At 68.8% G+C, this 19,484-nt stretch carries 19 protein-coding genes; 3 read left to right on the top strand and 16 right to left on the bottom strand.

The annotated features are described in order from the left end of the window. Nucleotide 1: 1 nt before the first annotated feature. From AC07M9_RS11410 to AC07M9_RS11370, 9 genes are all read right to left on the bottom strand, one after another. Entirely contained in the window at nucleotides 2-1,951 is a 1,950-nt protein-coding gene (locus AC07M9_RS11410) for a MacB family efflux pump subunit (RefSeq protein WP_494883801.1), read from the bottom strand. A gap of 8 nt (nucleotides 1,952-1,959) precedes the next feature. After that, on the bottom strand, nucleotides 1,960-3,162 hold the full coding sequence (locus AC07M9_RS11405; RefSeq protein WP_494883800.1) for an efflux RND transporter periplasmic adaptor subunit: 1,203 nt from the start codon (nucleotides 3,160-3,162) through the stop codon (nucleotides 1,960-1,962). A gap of 123 nt (nucleotides 3,163-3,285) precedes the next feature. Beyond that, nucleotides 3,286-4,299 carry a type II secretion system F family protein gene (locus tag AC07M9_RS11400; protein ID WP_494883799.1) on the bottom strand — a complete coding sequence of 338 codons (1,014 nt, stop codon included), beginning with the start codon at nucleotides 4,297-4,299 and terminating at the stop codon, nucleotides 3,286-3,288. Between the two features lie 19 nt (nucleotides 4,300-4,318). Further along, nucleotides 4,319-5,290: a type II secretion system F family protein gene (locus AC07M9_RS11395; RefSeq protein ID WP_494883798.1), complete on the bottom strand. Its 972-nt coding sequence runs from the start codon at nucleotides 5,288-5,290 to the stop codon at nucleotides 4,319-4,321. 31 nt (nucleotides 5,291-5,321) lie between these two features. Next, nucleotides 5,322-6,593: a CpaE/TadZ family protein gene (locus tag AC07M9_RS11390; protein WP_494883797.1), complete on the bottom strand. Its 1,272-nt coding sequence runs from the start codon at nucleotides 6,591-6,593 to the stop codon at nucleotides 5,322-5,324. Nucleotides 6,594-6,596: 3 nt separating this feature from the next. Then, nucleotides 6,597-7,259 (bottom strand): CpaD family pilus assembly protein, encoded by a 663-nt coding sequence (locus AC07M9_RS11385; protein ID WP_494883796.1) that lies wholly within the window; start codon nucleotides 7,257-7,259, stop codon nucleotides 6,597-6,599. 14 nt (nucleotides 7,260-7,273) lie between these two features. Further along, nucleotides 7,274-8,800, bottom strand: a complete 1,527-nt coding sequence (locus tag AC07M9_RS11380; RefSeq protein WP_494883795.1) for a type II and III secretion system protein family protein — start codon at nucleotides 8,798-8,800, stop codon at nucleotides 7,274-7,276. 47 nt (nucleotides 8,801-8,847) lie between these two features. Then, nucleotides 8,848-9,861: a Flp pilus assembly protein CpaB gene (gene cpaB, locus AC07M9_RS11375; RefSeq protein WP_494883794.1), complete on the bottom strand. Its 1,014-nt coding sequence runs from the start codon at nucleotides 9,859-9,861 to the stop codon at nucleotides 8,848-8,850. A gap of 69 nt (nucleotides 9,862-9,930) precedes the next feature. Continuing rightward, nucleotides 9,931-10,641, bottom strand: a complete 711-nt coding sequence (locus AC07M9_RS11370) for an A24 family peptidase (RefSeq protein WP_494883793.1) — start codon at nucleotides 10,639-10,641, stop codon at nucleotides 9,931-9,933. Between the two features lie 77 nt (nucleotides 10,642-10,718). On the opposite strand from AC07M9_RS11370, the gene AC07M9_RS11365 reads away from it, so the two are divergent. Next, entirely contained in the window at nucleotides 10,719-11,699 is a 981-nt protein-coding gene (locus AC07M9_RS11365) for an alpha/beta fold hydrolase (RefSeq protein ID WP_494883792.1), read from the top strand. 5 nt (nucleotides 11,700-11,704) lie between these two features. Continuing rightward, complete coding sequence (locus AC07M9_RS11360; RefSeq protein ID WP_494883791.1) at nucleotides 11,705-12,790, top strand: NAD(P)/FAD-dependent oxidoreductase; 1,086 nt, start codon at nucleotides 11,705-11,707, stop codon at nucleotides 12,788-12,790. 3 nt (nucleotides 12,791-12,793) lie between these two features. On the opposite strand, the gene AC07M9_RS11355 is transcribed toward AC07M9_RS11360, so the two are convergent. The 4 genes from AC07M9_RS11355 to ispH form a co-directional block, all read right to left on the bottom strand. After that, nucleotides 12,794-13,885 carry an FUSC family protein gene (locus AC07M9_RS11355; RefSeq protein ID WP_494883790.1) on the bottom strand — a complete coding sequence of 364 codons (1,092 nt, stop codon included), beginning with the start codon at nucleotides 13,883-13,885 and terminating at the stop codon, nucleotides 12,794-12,796. Nucleotides 13,886-14,020: 135 nt separating this feature from the next. Continuing rightward, nucleotides 14,021-14,455 (bottom strand): ribonuclease HI, encoded by a 435-nt coding sequence (rnhA, locus tag AC07M9_RS11350; RefSeq protein ID WP_007687120.1) that lies wholly within the window; start codon nucleotides 14,453-14,455, stop codon nucleotides 14,021-14,023. Next, nucleotides 14,452-15,441 (bottom strand): homoserine kinase, encoded by a 990-nt coding sequence (gene thrB / locus AC07M9_RS11345; RefSeq protein ID WP_494883789.1) that lies wholly within the window; start codon nucleotides 15,439-15,441, stop codon nucleotides 14,452-14,454. Before thrB ends, rnhA begins: the two co-directional genes overlap by 4 nt. Before the next feature lie 4 nt (nucleotides 15,442-15,445). Continuing rightward, nucleotides 15,446-16,423 (bottom strand): 4-hydroxy-3-methylbut-2-enyl diphosphate reductase, encoded by a 978-nt coding sequence (ispH, locus tag AC07M9_RS11340; RefSeq protein ID WP_494883788.1) that lies wholly within the window; start codon nucleotides 16,421-16,423, stop codon nucleotides 15,446-15,448. A 67-nt stretch (nucleotides 16,424-16,490) separates the two neighbouring features. Between ispH and AC07M9_RS11335 the strand changes: the two genes are divergently transcribed. Then, nucleotides 16,491-17,159, top strand: a complete 669-nt coding sequence (locus tag AC07M9_RS11335; RefSeq protein ID WP_494883920.1) for a hypothetical protein — start codon at nucleotides 16,491-16,493, stop codon at nucleotides 17,157-17,159. Nucleotides 17,160-17,593: 434 nt separating this feature from the next. Here the strand turns inward: AC07M9_RS11335 and AC07M9_RS11330 are convergent, their stop codons facing one another. From AC07M9_RS11330 to AC07M9_RS11320, 3 genes are all read right to left on the bottom strand, one after another. After that, the gene (locus AC07M9_RS11330) at nucleotides 17,594-18,358 is read right to left on the bottom strand and encodes a lysophospholipid acyltransferase family protein (protein WP_494883787.1); all 765 of its coding nucleotides are present in this window, start codon (nucleotides 18,356-18,358) and stop codon (nucleotides 17,594-17,596) included. Nucleotide 18,359: 1 nt separating this feature from the next. Further along, entirely contained in the window at nucleotides 18,360-18,806 is a 447-nt protein-coding gene (locus AC07M9_RS11325) for a Fur family transcriptional regulator (protein ID WP_494883786.1), read from the bottom strand. 199 nt (nucleotides 18,807-19,005) lie between these two features. Beyond that, complete coding sequence (locus AC07M9_RS11320; RefSeq protein ID WP_494883785.1) at nucleotides 19,006-19,452, bottom strand: Ros/MucR family transcriptional regulator; 447 nt, start codon at nucleotides 19,450-19,452, stop codon at nucleotides 19,006-19,008. Nucleotides 19,453-19,484 lie beyond the last annotated feature (32 nt).

Raw genomic sequence — 19,484 nt, 5'->3', positions numbered from 1 at the left:
GTCAGTCTCTCGAAAGGGCGTCGACCGGGTCGAGCCGCGCCGCGCGGCGCGCCGGCAGGAAGCCGAACACGATCCCGATCATCGTCGAGCACACGAAGGCGGCGACGATCGAGGTGGTCGAATAGGACAGGGTTATGGGCGCCTTGGCGAGCACGAAGACCAGTCCCACGCCCAGCGACAGCAGCACGCCGATGACGCCCCCGATCAGGCAGACCAGGACCGCCTCGATCAGGAACTGCTGGAGGATGTCGGACTGGCGCGCGCCCACCGCCATGCGCACGCCGATCTCGGCGGTGCGCTCGGTGACGGAGACGAGCATGATGTTCATCACCCCGATGCCGCCCACGATCAGCGAAATCACCGCGATCGCCGCCACCAGCAGCGTCATCGTCTGGGTGGCGCTGGTGATCGTGGCGCGGATGTCGTCGGAGTTGCTGATGAAGAAGTCGACCACGCCGTGGCGCTGGGTGAGCAGCTGGGTCACGGCGGCCTCGGCGGCGGCGGTGGAGGTGTCGTCGCTGATGCGCACGGTGATGCTCGAGACGTAGGACTGGCCGAGCATCCGGCTCATCGCCGTGGTATAGGGCACGTAGGCGGTCAGGCTGTCGCTGCCGCCGAAGCCCTGCTGCTGCGTGCCGACGACGCCGACGATGCGCGCGGGCACCTTGCCGAGCAGCACGACCTTCCCCAGAGGGTCCTCGCCGTCGGGGAACAGGGTCTTGCTCGTGTTCGCGTCGATGACGACGTCCTGCGCCAGCTGCCTGACGCTCTGCGCGTCGAACAGGCTGCCCGCGACCAGTTCGAGCCCGCGCACCCGGAAGTATTCGGCGCCCACGCCGCTGATGTTGGCGGTGGCGGCGACGTTGCGGTAGCGCGCGGTGACGCTGGTGGAGACGCTCGGCGTGACGCTGTCGACATACGACAGCTGGGACAGCGCCTCGGCGTCGGAATCCTTGAGAGTCTGGATCTTGCCCGAGCGCATGTCGCCGAAGCTCTTGCCGGGGTAGACCGTCAGGGTGTTGGTGCCGAGGCTGGAGATGTCGGAGAGGATCTGCTCCTGCGACCCCTTGCCCAGCGCCACCACCGACACGACCGAGGCGATGCCGATGATGATGCCCAGCATCGTCAGGAACGTGCGCAGCTTGTGCGCCCGCATCGCCAGTACCGCCATGCGGAACGCCTCGCGGAAGCGGTCGGCGAGCTGCTGGAAGCCGCTGTTGCCGGGCGGCGGCGCTGGCAGCTTGGGCGCGGGCTTCGCGTCGCGGGTGGAGCGGTCGTCGATGATCTCGCCGTCGCGGATCTCGATGATCCGGTCGGCATGCTCGGCGACGTGCATGTCGTGGGTGACGATGATGACCGTGTGGCCCTCGGCGTGGAGTTCGCCCAGGATCGCCATGACTTCGGTGCCGCTGGCCGAATCGAGCGCGCCGGTGGGCTCGTCGGCGAAGATCACCTCGCCCCCGTTCATCAGCGCGCGCGCGATCGAGACGCGCTGCTGCTGGCCGCCCGAAAGCTGGCCGGGCCGGTGCCTGGTGCGCTCGCCGAGGCCGAGGCGGGCGAGCAATTGCGAGGCGCGCTCGGCCCGTTCGCTGCGGGCCTTGCCGGCATAGACCGCGGGAACCTCGACGTTGCCGAGCGCGGAGAGGTCGGTAAGGAGGTGATAGCGCTGGAATATGAAGCCGAAATGCTCGCGGCGCAGCGCGGCCAGTTCGTCGGGCTCCAGCTTGGCGGTGTCGCGGCCGTCGACGCGGTACGCGCCGCTGGTCGGCCGGTCGAGGCAGCCCAGGATGTTCATCAGCGTCGACTTGCCCGAGCCGGACTGGCCGACGATCGCCACCATCTCGCCGGCGTGGATCGTCAGGTCGATGTCCTTGAGCGCCGCGAAGACGCCGTCGCCCGAGGGATACTCGCGCCGGACCTTCGAAAGCGAGAGCAGGGGGGTGTCGGTCATCGCCCGGCTCAGAACCCCGGCGGGCCCATGCGCCGGCGTCCGCCGCTCGACGCGGCGTCGGCCGAAGCCTCGCCGATGACGACCGCCTCGCCTTCCCTGAGGCCCGATAGCACCTCGACGTTGACGTTGTTGTTGAGGCCCACCTTGACCTGGCGGTTCTCGATTGCGCCGTCCTCGGTCTTCACGCGCACCGTGTAGCGGCCATCCTTGGCCTGGGTGCCGAGCGCGGTGGCGGGAATGGTCAGCGCATTGGCGCGGCGGTCGAGCACGATGCTGACCTTGGCGGTCATCAGCGCGCGCAGGCGGTTGTCCTCGTTGGCGACCTCGAACAGCGCGTTGTAGTAGATCGCGGTGCTGGTCGAGGTGCTGGAGGACGAAGTGGAGCTGGAGCTGACTTCGTCGACGATCGATTCGGGCGCCGGCTCGATCAGCCGCAGCTTGGCCTCGTAGCGCTTGTCGGGGTCGCCCAGGATCGTGAAGTAGACCGGCAGGCCCGGCTTGACGTTGATGACGTCGGCCTCGGAGACTTCGGCCTTGATGGTCATGACGTCGAGCTTGGCGAGGATCACGATCGTCGGCGCGGACTGGTTGGAGTTGACCGTCTGGCCCTGCTTGGTGACCACCGCGACGACGACGCCGTCCATCGGCGCGGTGATCTTGGTGAAGCCCAGCTGCACCTCGGCGGTATCGACACTGACGCCCGCCGAGCGGATCTGCGCCTGCAGCGCGTCGTAGCTGGCCTGCGCGGACTGCAGCGTCGCGCGCGCGGCCTCGAAGTCCTGCTGCGAGGTCGCCTCGCCCGAACCGAGCACCTGCTGGCGGCGGAAGGCGAGCTGCGCCTGCGCCAGCGTGGCCCTGGCACCGGCAAGCTGCGCCCGGGTGTTGGCGACCTGGGCGCGGGCGGTCTCGAGCGCGTTGGTGGCGGTGCGCGGGTCGATCCTGCCGATGAGGTCGCCCTGATGGACGACGTCGCCGACCGCGACGTGCAGTTCGTCGAGCCGGCCGGAGACCTGCGCGCCGACGCTGACCAGCTCCTTGGGCTCAAGCGTGCCCGTCGCCTCGACGGTATGCTCGATCGCGCCGCGCTGGACCCTGGTGGTCGCGACGTCGGGCTGGACGGGGCCGGAAAGGAACAGCTTCCAGACGAGGATGAGGAGAATGAGGGCGCCGAGAATGGCGCTCCCGATCACGATGCGACGTTTTGTGAACATGGCTTCCGGTTTGGCTCTGGTCAGACCGCTTGTGGCCGAAAGCCCTTGAAATGGAAGTCGCAAGTTGTCGCAAGGTGTACGGCGGAGGCGACGCATGGGCCGCCCCCGCCGGGGTTTTGCGCCTTACTTCACGGGGTGCGGGTCGCCGCCGGAGAAGGCGTCGGCGATCGAGCAGCCCGCGGGGCCGAGGATGACCACGAACAGCGTCGGCAGGATGAACAGGATCAGCGGCACGGTCATGATCGCCGGCAGGCGCGCCGCCTTCTCCTCGGCGCGCATCATGCGTTCGTTGCGGAACTCGGCCGAGAGCACGCGCAGCGCCGAGGCGAGCGGGGTGCCGTAGCGTTCGGTCTGGATCATCGTCGTCACCACGCCCTTCACCGCATCGAGATTGACGCGGTAGGCGAGGTTCTCGAACGCTTGGCGGCGCTCGTGGAGGAACGACAGTTCGATCGAGGTCATCGAGAATTCGTCGCCCAGCTCGGGATAGGCGCGGCCCAGTTCGCGCGACACGCGCTCGAACGCGGCGTCGACGGTGAGGCCGGCCTCGGCGCAGATCACCAGCAGGTCGAGCGCGTCCGGCAGGCCCTTGCGGATCGCGTCGGTGCGCTTGGTGACGAGGTTCTGGATGAAGATGTCGGGGCCCTTGTAGCCCGCGATCACCATGGCCGCGAAGGCCATGAACTTCTTGAAGGTGCTCCAGTCGGGGAAATAGTCGATCCAGTAGATCACGGCCGCGCCGAGGCTGCCCAGCACGATCGGCGCGACGAGGCGCGCGAAGACGACGGCGACGGCCCATTCCTTGTTGCGGATGCCGGCCTGCGCGAGCTTCTGCTCGATCACCTTGATCTGGCTGTCCTGCAGCATCCTGGCGCCGCCGAGGAACGCGCCCATGCGGTCGGTCGTCTCGTTGCGGCGGATCAGGCTCTGGCGCTTGCGGGCGGTGGTGACGAGCCCGGCCTTGAGCGCATCGCGGCGGTCGTTGAGCGCCTTCACGCGCTTGGCCATCGGATCGCGGATGGTGATTGCCGAGTAGATCGCCAGCAGCACCGCAGCGGCCGCCACCATGGACAGCAGCGTGCCGACGAGAGTGACGTCGAAGCCGAGGATCGTCGGACCGGCAGGTTGGTCGAGCATGTTCGTCAAAGTCCCTGGATCAGATCTCGAAGCTGACCATCTTGGCCATGATGAAGGCGCCGATGCCCATCCACACCGCGCCGCCCATGCCGGCGACCATCAGCCGCTCGTCGACGAGGAAGGCGCCGATGTACTTGGGGTTCACCCAGTAGATCATGACCGTGACGATGAACGGCAGCGAGCCGACGATGTAGGCCGAGGCTTTCGATTCCGAGCTCATCGCGCGGATCTTGAGCTTCATCTGCGCGCGCTTGCGCAGCACGTCGGAGAGGTTCGCCAGCGTCTCGGCGAGGTTGCCGCCGGTCTCGCGCTGGATGGCGAGAGTGATGCAGAAGAAGTTGAACTCCGGGATGCCGAGGCGGTCCGCGGTCTCCTGGAGGGCGTCCTCCATGGTCTTGCCGACCTTCATGCGGTCGGTGACGAGCTTGAACTCCTCGCCGACCGGGCCGGGGATCTCCTGGGAGACGACGGTCAGCGTCTCGGACACCGGAAGGCCCGAGCGCAGGCCGCGCACCAGCAGGTCGATGGCGTCGGCGAATTTCACCGTGAAGGCATTGGTGCGCTTCTTGACGAAGTGGCCGACGACCATGTGCGGGATGCCGGCGCCGACGAAGGCACCGAAGGCGAGACCCAGCAGCAGCGCGCCGGTCTTCAGGGTCACCAGCAGGAAGACGACGGTGCCGAGGCCCGCGGAGCCGTAGATGTACTGCTGCATCGTCCAGGACAGGCCCGAGCGGTGCAGGCGCAGCGACAGCGCCTCGGCGCGCGAGCCCGAGCCGGCGATCTGGTGCATCCTCGGCTTGCGGGCCGCGACGGCGCGGCGCATATGCGCCTCCAGCCGGTCGCTGCTGCTGGCCGAATGGCGGAAGCGCACCGTCTTGAGGCGGCGCGTCGATTCCTTGCTGGGCGAGGGGCCCGAAAGCGCCGCCCAGAGCAGCAGGAAAACGCCGCCGAGGCCGCACGCCACCATGATCAGCTGGAGAAAGTTCATCGCCTGACTGTGCCTCTACGGTGCGGGCGCATCACTGCGCCGCCTGCGCCTTCTTCTTCGCCTTGGGCATCATCGCCTTGAAGTCGATCTTGCCGAGCAGCGACTGCTTGGGAGCCGCGACGACGCGGTCCTCGCCCGAATCGGCGATCAGGTTCGCCAGGTCGCGCATCACGGCGCCGGCCTTGGTCGCGCGGTTGGCGTCGGCGAAGGTCTGGCCCAGCTTCGCGGCCATCGAGGCGGCCTTGAGGTCGTAGGGGATGATGAAATCCAGCTTCGATTCGATCGAAGCTTCGAAGTCGGCCTTGCTGATCTCGGCGAGCGCGGGCTGGACCTTGTTGGCGACGACGAGGACCTGGGTGTGGGGCGCGTTGGCCTTGAACCACGACAGCATGCGGATCGCATCGCGCGCGGAAGCCAGCGTCATCTCGGTGACCAGCACCACGACGTTCACGTTGGCGACCAGCTGCGGGAAGTTGATGAGCATGTTGCGCGGCATGTCGATCACGGTCGTCTCGAAGGCGGCGCGGAACTCCTCCTCGAGCTGGACGAAGGCGGAACCGTCGGTCATCAGCGGGGCGTTGATCGGCGCCTCGGCGGAGAGGATCGCGAGGTTGTCGTTCGCGCGGATCATCGCGCGCTCGATGAACAGGCCGTCGATGCGGCTGGGGTTCTCGATCGCGTCGGTCAGGCCGCGGCCCGGCTCGAGGTCGAGGCACAGCGCGCCGGTGCCGAAGTGGATGTCGAGATCGAGCAGCGCAGTCGGCAGCTTGTGGTCCGTGCTGAACAGCCAGGCGAGCGAGGTCGCCAGCGTCGAGGCACCGACGCCGCCGCGCGTGCCGATGACGGCGGTCGCGACGTGGGCCTGCGCGGCGGCCGGGTCATGGGTGCGCGGCGCGGCGAAGACCGCCTGGGCCTGCGCCAGCGAATCGCGCACCTGCGTGGGCGACAGCGGCTTGAGCAGGTAGTCGTGGATGCCGCTGGCGATGAGATCGCGGTAGAGGCGCACGTCGTTGACCTGGCCCACCGCGATGACGACGGTGCCGGGTTCGCACACTTCGGCGAGCGCGTTGATGTCGCTCAGCGGATCGCCGCTTTCCGACAGGTCGACCATCAGGATGTTGGGGCTCGCGGTGATCGAGAGCGCCTGGACGCCGCTGCGCAGGCCGCCCTTGCCGCACTTCTCCGACTGCCAGCCCAGGTCCATGGCGAGCGAACGCACCACGTCGAGCGAGGCGTCGTCGCACAGGAAGGCCGCGAACTGGTCACGCGATGCCGGTCCGCCCGATTTCCAGGGTGCGTTCATGGATCAGTTCCCCTTGCTGCCGGTGGTGGACACAGCGTTGCCCTTGCCGGTGGGCAGCGCGGTTCGATAGGCGTCGATCGCCTTGGTGGCGGTCGCCGCCGTGGTGTAGCCGGTGTCTTCCGCGCCCCGGATGAAGTCTTCCGGGTTGGCGACCATCGCCGCGAGATTGCTGTTGGTCGCGCAGCCGAAATTGCTGGACAGCCCGTTGGCCGGGTTGAAATCGCTCTTCGCCGACCAGTCCGGGCACCCGGGTACCGAGGCCCTGGAACGGGTGACGATCACGCGCGCGGTCCCCTCGGTCACATAGCCGGTGGTCTGCGGGGCGGGCTGGTCGCCGAGCAGGATGCCATGGCGCGAGGCCAGCGCCTCGACGGTGCTGCGCGTCCCGGGGTTGCCGCTGGGATCGTCGATGGTGACGCGGTCGCCGTACTTGAGGCCCATCGCGTCGAACCAGTCGGCGATGCGGGCCTGTTCGCCGTAGGCGAGCCCCGATGCGCCGGTGGTGACGTCGAGGGTATAGTCCGAGCGTTCGACCACCGGCTGGTGTACCGAGTTCATCGAGCGGTTGGACGGCACGCCGCCGCAGCCGGCGAGAGCGAGGCCCAGCGAGAGGGCAAGGCCGTAACGTGCGAAGTGATTGGTCGGAGCGATGAGGGCGCTGCGCATGGAAGTCATCTTTCTCACTTCAGGCTGAAGCCGGGACGGGCCGCGTCGCTGGCCGCGGCGCGCTTGGCCGCCTTGTCCGACGCGGGGACGGCGGGCGTGGCGGCGGCGCCTACGCCGGGACCGGTGGCGCCCGTGGGTGCCTGCGTCGGGCCGGGACGCTTGGCGCCGCTGACGCCGTCGTTCTCCATGTTGCCCAGCAGGCGCTGCAACTCGTTGGGCGAGTTGAAGCCGTCCGTCGGCAGCGCGATCTGCGAGCCGTTGACCGGGTTGACGAGGTAGGGCGTGACGATGATGACCAGTTCGGTCTCGCCGCGCTTGTAGCTGGTCGAGCGGAACAGCGAGCCGAGGATCGGCAGGTCGCCCGCGCCGGGCATCTTCTGGATCGTGTTCGCGGTGTTGTTGCTGAGCAGGCCGGCGATCATGAAGCTCTGGCCGGAGCCCAGTTCGATGGTCGTCTCGGTGCGGCGGATGCTCAGCGCCGGGATTTCGTAGCCGTTGAGCGTGACCGCGCCCTGGCTGGTCAGCTCCGACACTTCGGGGCGGACGCGCATGGAGATGCGGCCGTTGGCGAGCACGGTGGGGGTGTAGCTGAGGCTGACGCCGTAGCGCTTGAACTCGACCGAGGTGGCGCCCAGGCCCTGGCTGATCGGGATCGGGTATTCGCCGCCCGCGAGGAAGTCGGCGGTCTCTCCCGAGAGTGCGGTCAGGTTGGGCTGCGCGAGCGTGGTGACGAGCCCGACCGTCTCGCCCGCGTCGAGCGAGCCGAGCAGATCGACGCCGAGCACCTTGCCGGTCAGGCCCAGCGTCGTGCTGCTGCTGCTGGAGGTGACGGCGGTGACGCCCTCGGTCCATTCGTCGCCGATGCCGATCGGGCCGCCGGGCGCGTACTGCGGGAACTTGCCGGTGCCCTGGCCGATCACGAACTTGGCGCCCGAGGTGGGGTCGTAGCTGGCGATGTTGACGCTCAGCGACTTGACCAGCGAGCGGCTGACCTCCGCGATGCGGACCTGCAGGTTGACCTGCATCGGCGTCGCCATGCGCAGGCGGCTGATGACGTTGGCGTCTTTGCCGGCATAGGCCTGCACGAGGCGCTCGGCCTCGGCGGCATCTTCGGGCGAGCGGACGACGCCGGTCAGCAGGAAAGTGCTGGAGCCCATCGTCGAGACCGCGATCCTGGCCTCGGGCATGGCGAGGCGCAGCATCGAATCGACGCTGTCGAGGTTCGAGCCAACCCGCACCGTGCCCGACCAGACCACCGCGCCCGCCGCGTTGCTGGCGTAGACGGTGGTGGTGCCGCCGGCCTTGCCGAAGACGTAGAGCTGGCGCGCGGACTTCACCTGCACGTCGGCCACCGAATCGTTGGCGACGAAGACGTCGGTCATGGCGCCGGGCATCGTCACGAGCTGGCCGTTGCCGATCGACAGCTCGATATCCTGCACCGGGCGGACGACAGACGGGGCGGCGGCCGGGGCAGCCATGGCGCCCATCGGAACGATCGCGCAGGCGGCAGTCAGCATGAACTGGGAAATGCTGGACTTCATGGAAGTGCCCTCAAAGGCGTGGGAACGCTTGTTGTCGCGGGGGATCATCACTTGGTGCCGACCGGTTCTTCGGTCGTGTCCTTGCCGCGGGTGACGCGCACCACCGGGCCGGTCCGCACGGGAGCCGCACTTGCCGGGCCGCCTTGCGGCGCGGGTCCGGCCATGGCGGCGGGAGCAGGGGCTGCGGTCGGCACGCTGCTGCGCTGGAAGCGCGAGACGTCGCCGCCGGTCACGTACGTGGTCGCGCCGTCGAGCGGGCGGGCCATCGCCTGCTTCATGAGCGATTCCTCCTGCTCGCGCGTGGCGCCTTCGGGGACCTTGACGTCGCCGCTGGCGAGGATGCGCTCGAACTCGCCCTGGTTGTCGGCGATGGCGCGCAGCGACAGGCTGATCTCGCCGATCTCCTGTGCGACGGCGACCTTCTCGGCGATGCGGGGCGTGACTTCGAGGGTGACGGTGCGGAAGGCGTGGACCACGGTCTTGCCGTCGACCACTTCGCTGTCGGTCGCCTGGTCGGTGGCGAGCACGCGCAGGTTGCGCAGGATGGTCTCGGCGGTGCGCAGCGAATCGCCCGAGCCTTCGCCTTTGACGTCCTGCGTCAGCATCAGGTCCACGCGGTCGCCCGGGAACACGAAGCCGCCGACGCCCGTCTTGGCGGAAACCGGAATGGTGATGGCGCGCATGCCGGGAGCCAGCGCGGCGGCCAGGAAACCGCGGTCGCCCGGCGCGACGAGCGCGCCCTGGGTCAGCGGCTGGCCGGCGGTGATCGGAAAACGCACGACCGTGCCGAGCAGCTTGCTCATGTCGGCCTGGCCCTCGATGTAATAGGCGTCCTTCACCAGCTGGTCCGGCCAGCCCTGGAAGGAGACCGAATCGGCGGTGATGATCGTGCCGACCGGCAGGGCGCGCTGGGCCACAAGAACCTTGGGCCCCACGTTCTGCGCCTGCACGGCCTCGGCCTGCGGCGCGGCGCCCCCTGCGAACATCGACCTTGCGGCGAAGGCAGTGAATGCCGCAATGAGCAGCGCCGCTGCGAGCAGCAGCACTTTCTTCCTATCCATGGCCTGGTAAGCCCCTTGAAAAATCCCCGATCCAGAGCGCTTTATCGGGCAAATTGGTTAAAATCGGGTTCACCCCGTTTGCGCGGCCATACGGGCTGCGGCGATAGTCTGTTCGCCCAGCACCCAGAGCCCCGCCGCCGAGATGGCGATGCCGTAGGGCACCTCGATTCGCGACTTCTGGCGGCGCATGATGTGGCGGAAGCCCAGCATCAGGATCGCGCCCGCCACCAGCACCACGAGCACGATGGCCCAGGGGCTGGGAAGATGCCGTACCAGCGCCTCGATCGTCGCCTTCTCGACCACCGGGCGGCCCGTCGCGACGGCGAAGACGATGGCGGCGGCGCACCACACCCAGACCAGCGCGACCAGACCCGCCAGAACGTTACGCAGCGCCTCCCCGGGCACGCGCTGCATGTTGAGCGCGGCCATCGCGATCGAGCCGCCGCCGCCGACGAGCGCCATCAGCACGACGAGGTCGAGGAAGCTGGAAGGCGTGAACCACAGCGCCAGCGCGCCCAGCAGCTTGACATCGCCGCCGCCCATCTGGCCGGTCGCGAACAGCAGACAGGCGACCACGAACGTCACCGCCGCCAGCGCCATCTGGAAGGCGACGGCCATCGGCCCGAGCCCCATCGCCAGCCACCACAGCGGCGCGGCGAGCGCGATCGAGGCGGTCAGCCAGTTGTTGATCTCCCGGCGCCGCAGGTCGGTCACCGCCGCGATCAGCAGCGCCGTTGCCAAGGCGGCCAGCAGAGCATAGGAAAAATACGCGCCCGACATAGGTTTGTCCCATTGATGGACAGGCATCTACATCGGTCACCACTACCAAATAGTAACCAAGGCACCCGGCCTCCGCAGTGACGACTATTCCCGCGATCCAAGACCCGGTTGCCCACGGCCCGTCACCGGCCCGCCGTGCAATCCCGCCCGAGGCCGCCGAATCGCGCTGGGCGCTGCCGGACGGCCATGCGCTGCGCCGGATCGACTGGCCGGCAGGGCCGCGCGGCTCGATCCTGTTCATGCCCGGCCGCGGCGACGCCTACGAGAAGTGGCTGGAGACGCTGGACGGCTGGCACCGCGAAGGCTGGCAGGTCACTTCCGCCGACTGGCGCGGGCAGGCCGGTTCCGGCCGCCTGGGGAATGACGCGACGACCGGGCACGTCTCCGACTTTGCCGTCTGGGTGGACGACTATGCGGCGTTGTTCGCCGACTGGGCGGCACGCACGCCGGGGCCGCACGTCGCCGTCGCGCATTCGATGGGCGGCCAGATCGTCCTGCGCGCGGTGGCCGAGGGCGCGGTACGTCCCGATGCGCTGGTGCTTTCGGCGCCGATGCTCGGCATCCATCCGACCTGGATTCCGGCGAGCGTCCTGCACCCCGTCAGCCGCGCCATCGCATCGCTGGGCGACCCTGCCCGTCCGGCGTGGAAGGGGGGGGAGAAGCCCGGCGCGATCGTCCGGGCGCGCAGCCTGCTTCTGACCCATGACGACAGCCGCTACGACGACGAGCAGTGGTGGCGCGAACGGCGGCCCGAAATCGCCATGGGCGCGGCAAGCTGGGGCTGGATCGAGCGCGCGCTCGCCTCGATTCGCGGGTTGGAACGGCGCGGCGCGCTGGAAGCCGTCGACGTGCCGACCCTGCTGCTGGGCACCAGCATCGACGGTCTCGTCTCGTGGCCCGCGATTCGCCGTGCCGCCGCTCGCTTGCCCAGGGGCGAACTCGTGACGTTCGGCAGCGAATGCCGCCACGAGATCCTGCGCGAGGTCGATCCGGTGCGCGGCCGTGCGCTGGTCGCCATCGCCGACTTCCTCGATTCGCACGCCCCCGCGAGAGGCTGAACGCCATGGACGCGGTGTTCGATATCGTCATCGTCGGCGCCGGCATGGCCGGTGCATCGCTGGCAGCCGCGATCGGCGCGCGGGCTTCGGTGTTGATGCTCGAGGCCGAAGACAGGCCGGGCTACCACGCCACCGGCCGCTCCGCCGCGTTCTGGACCGAAAGTTACGGCGGGCCGGGCGTGCAGCCGCTGACGACGGCGTCCGGTCCGATCCTGCGCGATCTCGGCGTGCTTACCCCGCGCCGCGCGCTGACGCTGGGCCGGGCCGGGCAGGAGCGTGAGGTCGATGCGTTCGCCGCGCGCTATGCCGCCGCCGGGGTGGAGGTCGAAGTACTCGGCCGCCAGGAAATCGAGGCGCGCGTGCCCGGCCTGCGCGCCGGCTGGACCAGCGCCGCGCTGGAGCCCAGCACTTGCGACATCGACGTGGCGGCGCTGCACCAGCACTATCTCGCGCAGGCCCAGCGCGAAGGCTCCCGGCTGTGGTGCCGCGCCGGCCTCGCCGCTGCGGAGCGTACCGCCCCGGGCTGGACGTTGGCGCTGGCGGACGGACGGCGCGTGACAGCGGGTGTGCTCGTGAACGCCGCGGGAGCCTGGGCCGATCCGGTCGCGCGGATCGCCGGCCTCGATCCCCTCGGCATCACGCCCTACCGCCGCACCATCGCGCAGCTTGGCATCGGCGTTCCGGTGCCGGACGACCTGCCGCTGGTGCTCGACGTGGCCGAGACGTTCTACTTCAAGCCTGAAAGCGGGCGCCTCTGGCTCAGTCCGCACGACGAGACGCCGAGCATGCCCTGCGACGCGGCGGCGGAGGAAATCGACGTGGCGCTGGCGGTCGACCGCTTCGAACAGGTGGTCGACTGGCCGGTCTCCCGCGTCGAGCATCGCTGGGCGGGCCTGCGCTCCTTCGCGCCCGACCGGTTGCCGGTCTACGGCTTCGCGCCCCAGGACGAAGCGTTCTTCTGGTTCGCGGGGCAGGGCGGTTTCGGCATCCAGACCGCCCCCGCCGCCGCCGATCTCGCCGCACGGATGCTCATGGGCGAGGGCCCGGGAGCGGTCGATCCCGAGCCGTTCGGGCCGGGGCGCTTCGGCTGAGGCTCATTCCCCGCCCGGTCCATCCGATGCGGCGGAGCCGGCCTTGCGACCCGGCGCGAAGAGATGCCAGCCCAGCAGGACCGGCTCGAGCACCGCCATGCCGACGAAGACGCTGACGAGGCGCTGGATGGCGGGGCCGATCCGCGCGTCGGCGTAGCTGTCGGGCACCAGCACCACCAGCACCGCGAGCGTGAACTGGAGGCCCATGTAGGTCACGCCGGGAAGCCCGTTCTCGATGTGGCGGCCGACGACGATGCCGATGCAGGTTCCGATGATGAGCACCGGCGCGCTGCCCTGCGCCAGCAGCAGCACGGCAAGCGCCAGCGCTCCGCCCGCCATGCAGCCGAGCGCCCGGTGCAACAGCCGGCGCGTGACGGGGACGAAGCCGCTCGCGCCGATGCCCGCGACGGGTACGATCATCACTGCCATGATCGTCACCGCCGCCTGCGGCAGTTCCGGCAGGTCGAACAGGGCGTGCAGCAGCGGCAGCACGGCGATGGCGAGGCCCGCCTGGGCGGCATGGCGCGCGGCGTGGGGCTGCCAGCCCATCCGCGCCGGCGCGGGCTTGCGGTCGGCCCACCAGCGCTTGCCGGCCAGCGCTCCCGCCGCGAGGCTGACGATCGTGCAGGCGACGGTGCCGGCGATGACTTCCAGCAGCCGCGTCTGCGCGAAGCCGATGGTGTCGAGGTCGGGACGGTCGAGCTTGTCGAGCAGGATCATCTCGAAGGTCAGGCCGAACAGCAGCCACGCATAGGCCCGCCGCGCCGTCAGCATCCCGTAGAGCCCCACCGCGCCGACGAGCGCGGCGGCGATCATCGCGAAGGGCAGCGAGCGGGCGGCATAAGGGACCACGGCCAGCGCCAGCCCCGATCCGGCGATGGTGCCGACGATCCGCAGGACGCCGCGCAGCAGCGTCTCGGAGACGTCGCTCTTGAGCAGCACGAAGGCGGTGAACGCTGCCCACGAAACCATGTCCGCGCCGATGGCGTGGGCGAGCACGATCGCCAGCAGGACCGAGGCGACGCAGGCCCACTCGTCCGCCATGCGGGGGCCCGGCGAGACGAGGGCGCGCAGTTCGGCGGTGAAGTTGTTCATGAGTGCGCTTTGCCGAGGACCGCCAATCGACACGTCGTAACTCCCCCTCTGGCGCCTTAAAACGCTCCCGTCATTCCCGCGAAGGCGGGGAAGACGGAGAAAGAAAGATCAGGCCGAGCGTATGGTCGCAAAAACCTAAGCCGCCGCCTTGGCGGCATCGCTCGCCAGCTTGTCGACGCGTTCGTTCTCGACATGGCCGGAGTGGCCGCGCACCCATTCCCAGCGGACCTTGTGGCGGCCGGAGGCCTCGATCAGGTCGTGCCAGAGGTCGGCGTTGCGCACCGGCTGCTTGCTGGCGTTGATCCAGCCCTTCTTCTTCCAGCCGTGCACCCACTTGGTGATGCCGTCGATGACATACTTGCTGTCGGTGTGGAGCGTCACGTCGCACGGCTCGATCAGCGCGTTGAGCGCGCGAATCGCGGCGGTCATTTCCATCCGGTTGTTGGTGGTGTCGGGCTCGCCGCCGGACATTTCCTTCTCGTGGCTTCCCATGCGCAGCAGCACGCCCCAGCCGCCGGGGCCGGGATTGCCCTTGCAGGCGCCGTCGGTGAAGACATCGACCTGTTTCATGCGAAAATCCCTGCGTTGGCCGGATCGGCATAGAATTCGAGGCGCCGCGCGAAGGCCATCGGGTCCTTGGGCGTCACCAGCGCGCCGGCGGGCGTGTTCAGCCAGTCGTAGGCGCGGGTGGCGAGGAAACGCACCGCCGCGCCGCGTGCCAGCAGCGGGAGCGCCGCGTGCTCGGCCTCGCAAAGCGGGCGTACGGCGGTGTAGCCTTCGACAAGGGCGTCGGACAGCGCCGGCAGGAAGCGGGCACCGTCGGGGCTGAAGCACCAGGCTGCGTGTGTCACGGCAACGTCGTAGGCGAACAGGTCGGTGCAGGCGAAGTAGAAATCGATGAGTCCTGTCACAGCGTCGCCGAGCATCAGCACGTTGTCGGGGAACAGGTCCGCATGGATCACGCCGCGCGGCAGGTCGGCGGGCCAACTCGCGGCAAGCGCCGCCAGTTCGCGCTCGACGATACGGCCGAGTTCCGGGTGGATCGATTCGAGTCCCTCGCGCCCGCAGTCGTCCAGCAGCTTCTGCCAGTCGGGCAGGGCCAGCGTGTTGGGGCGCGACGATGGGAAGTCGGCAGCGGCGAGGTGGATCTGCGCCAGCGCCCCGCCCACCGCGCGCGCCTGCTCGGGCGTGGGTTCCGAGACCGAGACGCCGGGCAGGAACTCGATCAGCGCCAGCGCCTTGGTGCCTTCGGCCGTCGCGTGCAGCCGGTGGCTGGCGCCCTCGCAATCGTGCATCGTGCGCGGCACCGGGGCGCCCTTTGCGGCGAGGTGGTCGAGCAGGTCGAGGAAGAAGGGCAGGTCCGCGATCTCGGTCCGGCTCTCGTACATCGTCAGGATGAAACGGCGGCTGGCACCGGCGCCGTCGTGCGTCTCGATCAGCCAGTTGCTGTTCGATACGCCTTCGGCGATGCCCTTGGCCGAAACCAGCGTGCCCACGTCGAAGGCGGCGATGATCCCGGCCATCTCCTCGGCGCCGAGCCTGGTGTAGACTGCCATGCGATCAGCGCACCAGCTGGCGGGGGAGCTTGAAGGTCATGTGCTCCTTGGTGGTCACGATTTCCTCGGCCTCCACCAGGCGCAGTTCCTTGATCCGGGCAATGACTTCGTTGACCAGTTCCTCGGGCGCGGAGGCGCCTGCCGTCAGGCCAAGCACGTCAATGCCCTCCAGCCAGGCGGGGTCGATCTCATCGGCGCGCTGGATCAGCTGCGCGGCCGAACCCTCGCGCTCGGCGACTTCCACGAGGCGCACGGAGTTGGAGCTGTTGGGGGCGCCGATCACGAGCACCAGCTGGCATTGCGGGGCGATCTGCTTGACCGCGGCCTGGCGGTTGGACGTCGCGTAGCAGATGTCCTCCGCCTTGGGCGCGACGACTTTCGGGAAGCGCGCCTCGATCGCCCTGATGATCGCGGCGGTATCGTCGACCGAGAGCGTCGTCTGCGAAAGGTACGAGAGTTCGGTCTCGGCCGGGAATTCGAGTGAGGCGACATCGTCGACCGTCTCGACGAGGGTGATCGTGCCCTCGGGCACCTGGCCCAGCGTACCGATCACTTCGGGATGGCCGTCATGGCCGATGAACAGGATGTGGCGGCCGGCCTCGATCTGGCGCTCCGCCTGGCGGTGGACCTTGCTCACCAGCGGGCAGGTCGCGTCCAGCCAGTCCAGCCCGCGCGAGGTGGCTGCCGCCGGCACGGCCTTGGGTACGCCGTGGGCGCTGAAGATCACCGGCACGCCGTCGGGCACTTCGTCCAGTTCCTCGACGAAGACGGCGCCCTTGGCCTTGAGATTGTCGACCACGAACTTGTTGTGGACGATCTCGTGCCGCACGTAGACGGGCGCTCCGTAGATTTCGATCGCCCGCTCGACGATTTCGATCGCCCGGTCCACGCCGGCGCAGAAGCCGCGCGGGGCGGCGATCAGGAGGCGCAGGGGCTGCCGGGTGCCGTCGGACGGCGTCGGGGACTGAAAGGGCGCGTTCATGATCGGCCCTCTAGCGCTTTGCCGCTTGCATCGCTAGGGCAAGCGCATGCCATTCGAGGAAGTGACGATGAATGCACGCCGCCTGACTGCCACTGTCCTGTGCTCCGCAGCCGCGTTGTCGCTGCTTGGCGGGTGCAAGACCAAGGGGGAGATCGTGGTCGACCAGGGCGTGGGCATTACCTCGATCCGCAGCAAGTGCCCGGCCGTCGGCATCCCCGAGTATACCGGCGACGTGACCCTGTTCCGCGTCGCGGGCGACCGCACCGCCCCGAACATCGATCTCGTCGCGGCGATGACCGACGTGCGCGCCCAGTGCAACGAAACCGAAACTGCCGGCGACAAGGTGACCTCCACCGTCTCGTTCCAGGTCCAGGCTCGGCGCAACGACACCGCCGGCGCTCGCCAGGTGACGCTGCCCTACTTCGTGACCGTGCTGCAGGGCGGCTCCGCCGTCATCAGCAAGCGCGTTGGCAACGTGACGCTGACCTTCGCCGATGGCGAGCAGCGCGCGCAGGTCAGCGGTGACGTCAACGCCTTCATCGACCGTGCCGCCGCGACGCTGCCGCAGGAGATTCGCGAGCGCATCACGCGCAAGCGCAAGGCCGGCGATACCGACGCCGCCGTCGACCCGCTGGCCGATCCCGAAGTGAAGGCCGCCGTGGCGCGCTCTTCGTTCGAAGTGCTGGTCGGCTTCCAGCTCAACGAAACCCAGCTGGCCTACAACGCCACCCGCTGAGGCAAACATCCCCCTCTCGCTTCGCGGCAGGGGGGATTCTGGACGCACGAAAGCGCCCGCTGGCGAATGCGGGGTTACGCCGGGGAAGAGGCAGCGGACGGGGTGCGGCCGGCGCTGGGGTGCCGCCAGCATCAGGCGGCGGGTGCTGGGTCCTGCCTTTTGATTGCGAACGGCTGGAGAGGGGCAGTACCGCGTGGGACTCTCCGGCTCGGCCCTCGGTGCGCGGGGTGACGGTGCGGGCTCGCTCCTTGGCCGTCGTTCCTGAGGGCATACCCTCATGTTCATCCACGCATCCATGGTACGGTTTGTCCGGTCCGTGACCGGGCGCCGACCGCGTACGGAAAAGCGCTCGGCGCCAGCTTCGCGCCTCCCGTCCCGCCGCATGTGTCGAAGGGGATCGACGGCCGAGTATATAACCTAAATGGTTCGTTGTGTCAATCGCTGGCCTGGGCTGCCTCTATCGCGGCGCGGGCGGCGGCGGCCATGCGCTTGCGGTCGCCGCGTTCTTCGGGGGCCAGCGGCGGCAGGAAGTGCAAGGTGAGCGCGACGGGGCGCCACCGCGCGAGGATGCGCAAGGCATTGTCGAGGCCGGGTTCGTCGCCGACCCAGGCGATCACGCGCGTTTCCGCGCCGTAGTCCAGCCAGACCGGGATCGCTTCGGCGTCGAATTCCCCCTCCAGCGCCGAGAGCAGCGAGGACTTGAACGGCAGTGTCCCGCTGCCGTCCGAGGTGGTGCCTTCGGGGAAGATCGTCAGCGCGCCGGTCTCGCGCAGCGCGGTGCGGACCTGCTCGACTTGCGCCGCGACACTGCGCCGCTCGTGCCGGGCGACGAAGACGGTGTCGTTGAGGCCGCAGAGCCAGCGCAGCGGGCCGATCTGCGCCAGCCCGTCATGCGCGATGAAGGCGCTGCCGCTGGCGCCGGCGATGGCGGGGATGTCGATCCAGCTGACGTGGTTGGCGATGAAGAAGCTGCGGCGGGCCGGGCGGTGGCCGCGAATGTGCAGGCGCACGCCTGCGATCGCCGCGACGCCGCGCAGGAACCATCGCGGCGCCGGGTTGCGCGCCGTGAACGGGGCCAGAAGGTAGTAGAGCGGGGTGCAGACCGCCAGCAGTCCGAGCAGGGCTGCCAGTCGGACCGCGATCAGCGGCCATGTCCAGGGAGCGAGGCGGCGAGCCGGGGCCGGCAGCGTCCGCGTCATATCACCTGCGGGTGGGTGTACCGGCGCCTTCCGGGCGGTCGAGCCTGACGCCGAACAGTTCCATCCGGTGGTCGACGAGACGGAAGCCCAGGCGCTCGGCGATCTGGCGCTGCAGCGCTTCCAGTTCGGGATCGACGAATTCGGTGACCTGGCCGGATTCGACGTCGATCATATGGTCGTGATGGGCCTCGGGCGCCGCTTCGTAGCGGGCGCGGCCGTCGCCGAAATCGTGACGGTCGAGGATGCCGGCTTCCTCGAACAGGCGAACGGTGCGGTAGACGGTGGCGATCGAGATGCCCGGGTCGATCGCGGTGGCGCGTTCGTGCAGCTTTTCGACGTCGGGATGGTCGGTGCTTTCCGAAAGCACCTTGGCGATCACGCGGCGCTGCTCGGTGATGCGAAGGCCGCGTTCGGCGCAGAGAGCTTCGATGTCGATGGGTTGATGCACGGATGGACCTGTAAAATGAATGAGGCGCATCGCCTAGATAGGGCGATGCGCCTGCAATCACAACCGCAATGGATGGCCTGTCACTCTGCGGTGGCGGTCATCGGCATCTTTGTCCCCGAGAAATCGGACTCGGGCGTGGAGTGCGGATGCCGACGGCGCCGTGCGACCAGCGAAGCCCTTGCGGTCCGTCCGCCGGAAATCAGGCGACGGCCGCCTTGGGCTTGCGACCACGGCGTACGTCGGGCTTGCGACCCAGGCCGATCTTCTTGGCCAGTTCGCGACGCTTTTCGGCGTAGTTGGGGGCGACCATCGGGTAATCCGCGGGAAGGTTCCAGCGCGCGCGATAGTCGTCGGGGGTCATGTTGTAGTGGGTCATGAGGTGGCGCTTGAGCATTTTCAGCTTCTTGCCGTCCTCGAGGCAGACGATGTAGTCGGGCTTGACCGAAGCGCGGATCGAAACAGCCGGCTCGGGCTTTTCCTCGATCACCGGGGCAGTGCCGCCAAGGCCGGCCAGCGCGCCGTAGACGTTGGTGATCAGGGCGGGAAGATCCTCGACCGCGACGCTGTTGTTGCTCACGTGCGCGGAGACGATGTCCGACGCCAGCGTGATCAACGTTTCGTTCATGTCGGGCTGGATATTATCCATTTCTTATTATCCTTTGGTGCGACCAATTTTAG

This window comes from Novosphingobium sp. GW821-FHT09E05 (genome assembly GCF_059416165.1).
Note: the sequence above shows the minus strand (reverse complement) of the source record. Positions and strands in the feature narration are given on the sequence as shown.

Excerpts from the sequence above, each read along its gene's own strand:
- AC07M9_RS11410 (WP_494883801.1), bottom strand. The coding sequence starts at position 1,951 with ATGACCGACACCCCCCTGCTCTCGCTTTCGAAGGTCCGGCGCGAGTAT.
- AC07M9_RS11405 (WP_494883800.1), bottom strand. The coding sequence starts at position 3,162 with ATGTTCACAAAACGTCGCATCGTGATCGGGAGCGCCATTCTCGGCGCC.
- AC07M9_RS11400 (WP_494883799.1), bottom strand. The coding sequence starts at position 4,299 with ATGCTCGACCAACCTGCCGGTCCGACGATCCTCGGCTTCGACGTCACT.
- AC07M9_RS11395 (WP_494883798.1), bottom strand. The coding sequence starts at position 5,290 with ATGAACTTTCTCCAGCTGATCATGGTGGCGTGCGGCCTCGGCGGCGTT.
- AC07M9_RS11390 (WP_494883797.1), bottom strand. The coding sequence starts at position 6,593 with ATGAACGCACCCTGGAAATCGGGCGGACCGGCATCGCGTGACCAGTTC.
- AC07M9_RS11385 (WP_494883796.1), bottom strand. The coding sequence starts at position 7,259 with ATGCGCAGCGCCCTCATCGCTCCGACCAATCACTTCGCACGTTACGGC.
- AC07M9_RS11380 (WP_494883795.1), bottom strand. The coding sequence starts at position 8,800 with ATGAAGTCCAGCATTTCCCAGTTCATGCTGACTGCCGCCTGCGCGATC.
- cpaB (WP_494883794.1), bottom strand. The coding sequence starts at position 9,861 with ATGGATAGGAAGAAAGTGCTGCTGCTCGCAGCGGCGCTGCTCATTGCG.
- AC07M9_RS11370 (WP_494883793.1), bottom strand. The coding sequence starts at position 10,641 with ATGTCGGGCGCGTATTTTTCCTATGCTCTGCTGGCCGCCTTGGCAACG.
- AC07M9_RS11360 (WP_494883791.1), top strand. The coding sequence starts at position 11,705 with ATGGACGCGGTGTTCGATATCGTCATCGTCGGCGCCGGCATGGCCGGT.
- AC07M9_RS11355 (WP_494883790.1), bottom strand. The coding sequence starts at position 13,885 with ATGAACAACTTCACCGCCGAACTGCGCGCCCTCGTCTCGCCGGGCCCC.
- rnhA (WP_007687120.1), bottom strand. The coding sequence starts at position 14,455 with ATGAAACAGGTCGATGTCTTCACCGACGGCGCCTGCAAGGGCAATCCC.
- thrB (WP_494883789.1), bottom strand. The coding sequence starts at position 15,441 with ATGGCAGTCTACACCAGGCTCGGCGCCGAGGAGATGGCCGGGATCATC.
- ispH (WP_494883788.1), bottom strand. The coding sequence starts at position 16,423 with ATGAACGCGCCCTTTCAGTCCCCGACGCCGTCCGACGGCACCCGGCAG.
- AC07M9_RS11335 (WP_494883920.1), top strand. The coding sequence starts at position 16,491 with ATGAATGCACGCCGCCTGACTGCCACTGTCCTGTGCTCCGCAGCCGCG.
- AC07M9_RS11330 (WP_494883787.1), bottom strand. The coding sequence starts at position 18,358 with ATGACGCGGACGCTGCCGGCCCCGGCTCGCCGCCTCGCTCCCTGGACA.
- AC07M9_RS11320 (WP_494883785.1), bottom strand. The coding sequence starts at position 19,452 with ATGGATAATATCCAGCCCGACATGAACGAAACGTTGATCACGCTGGCG.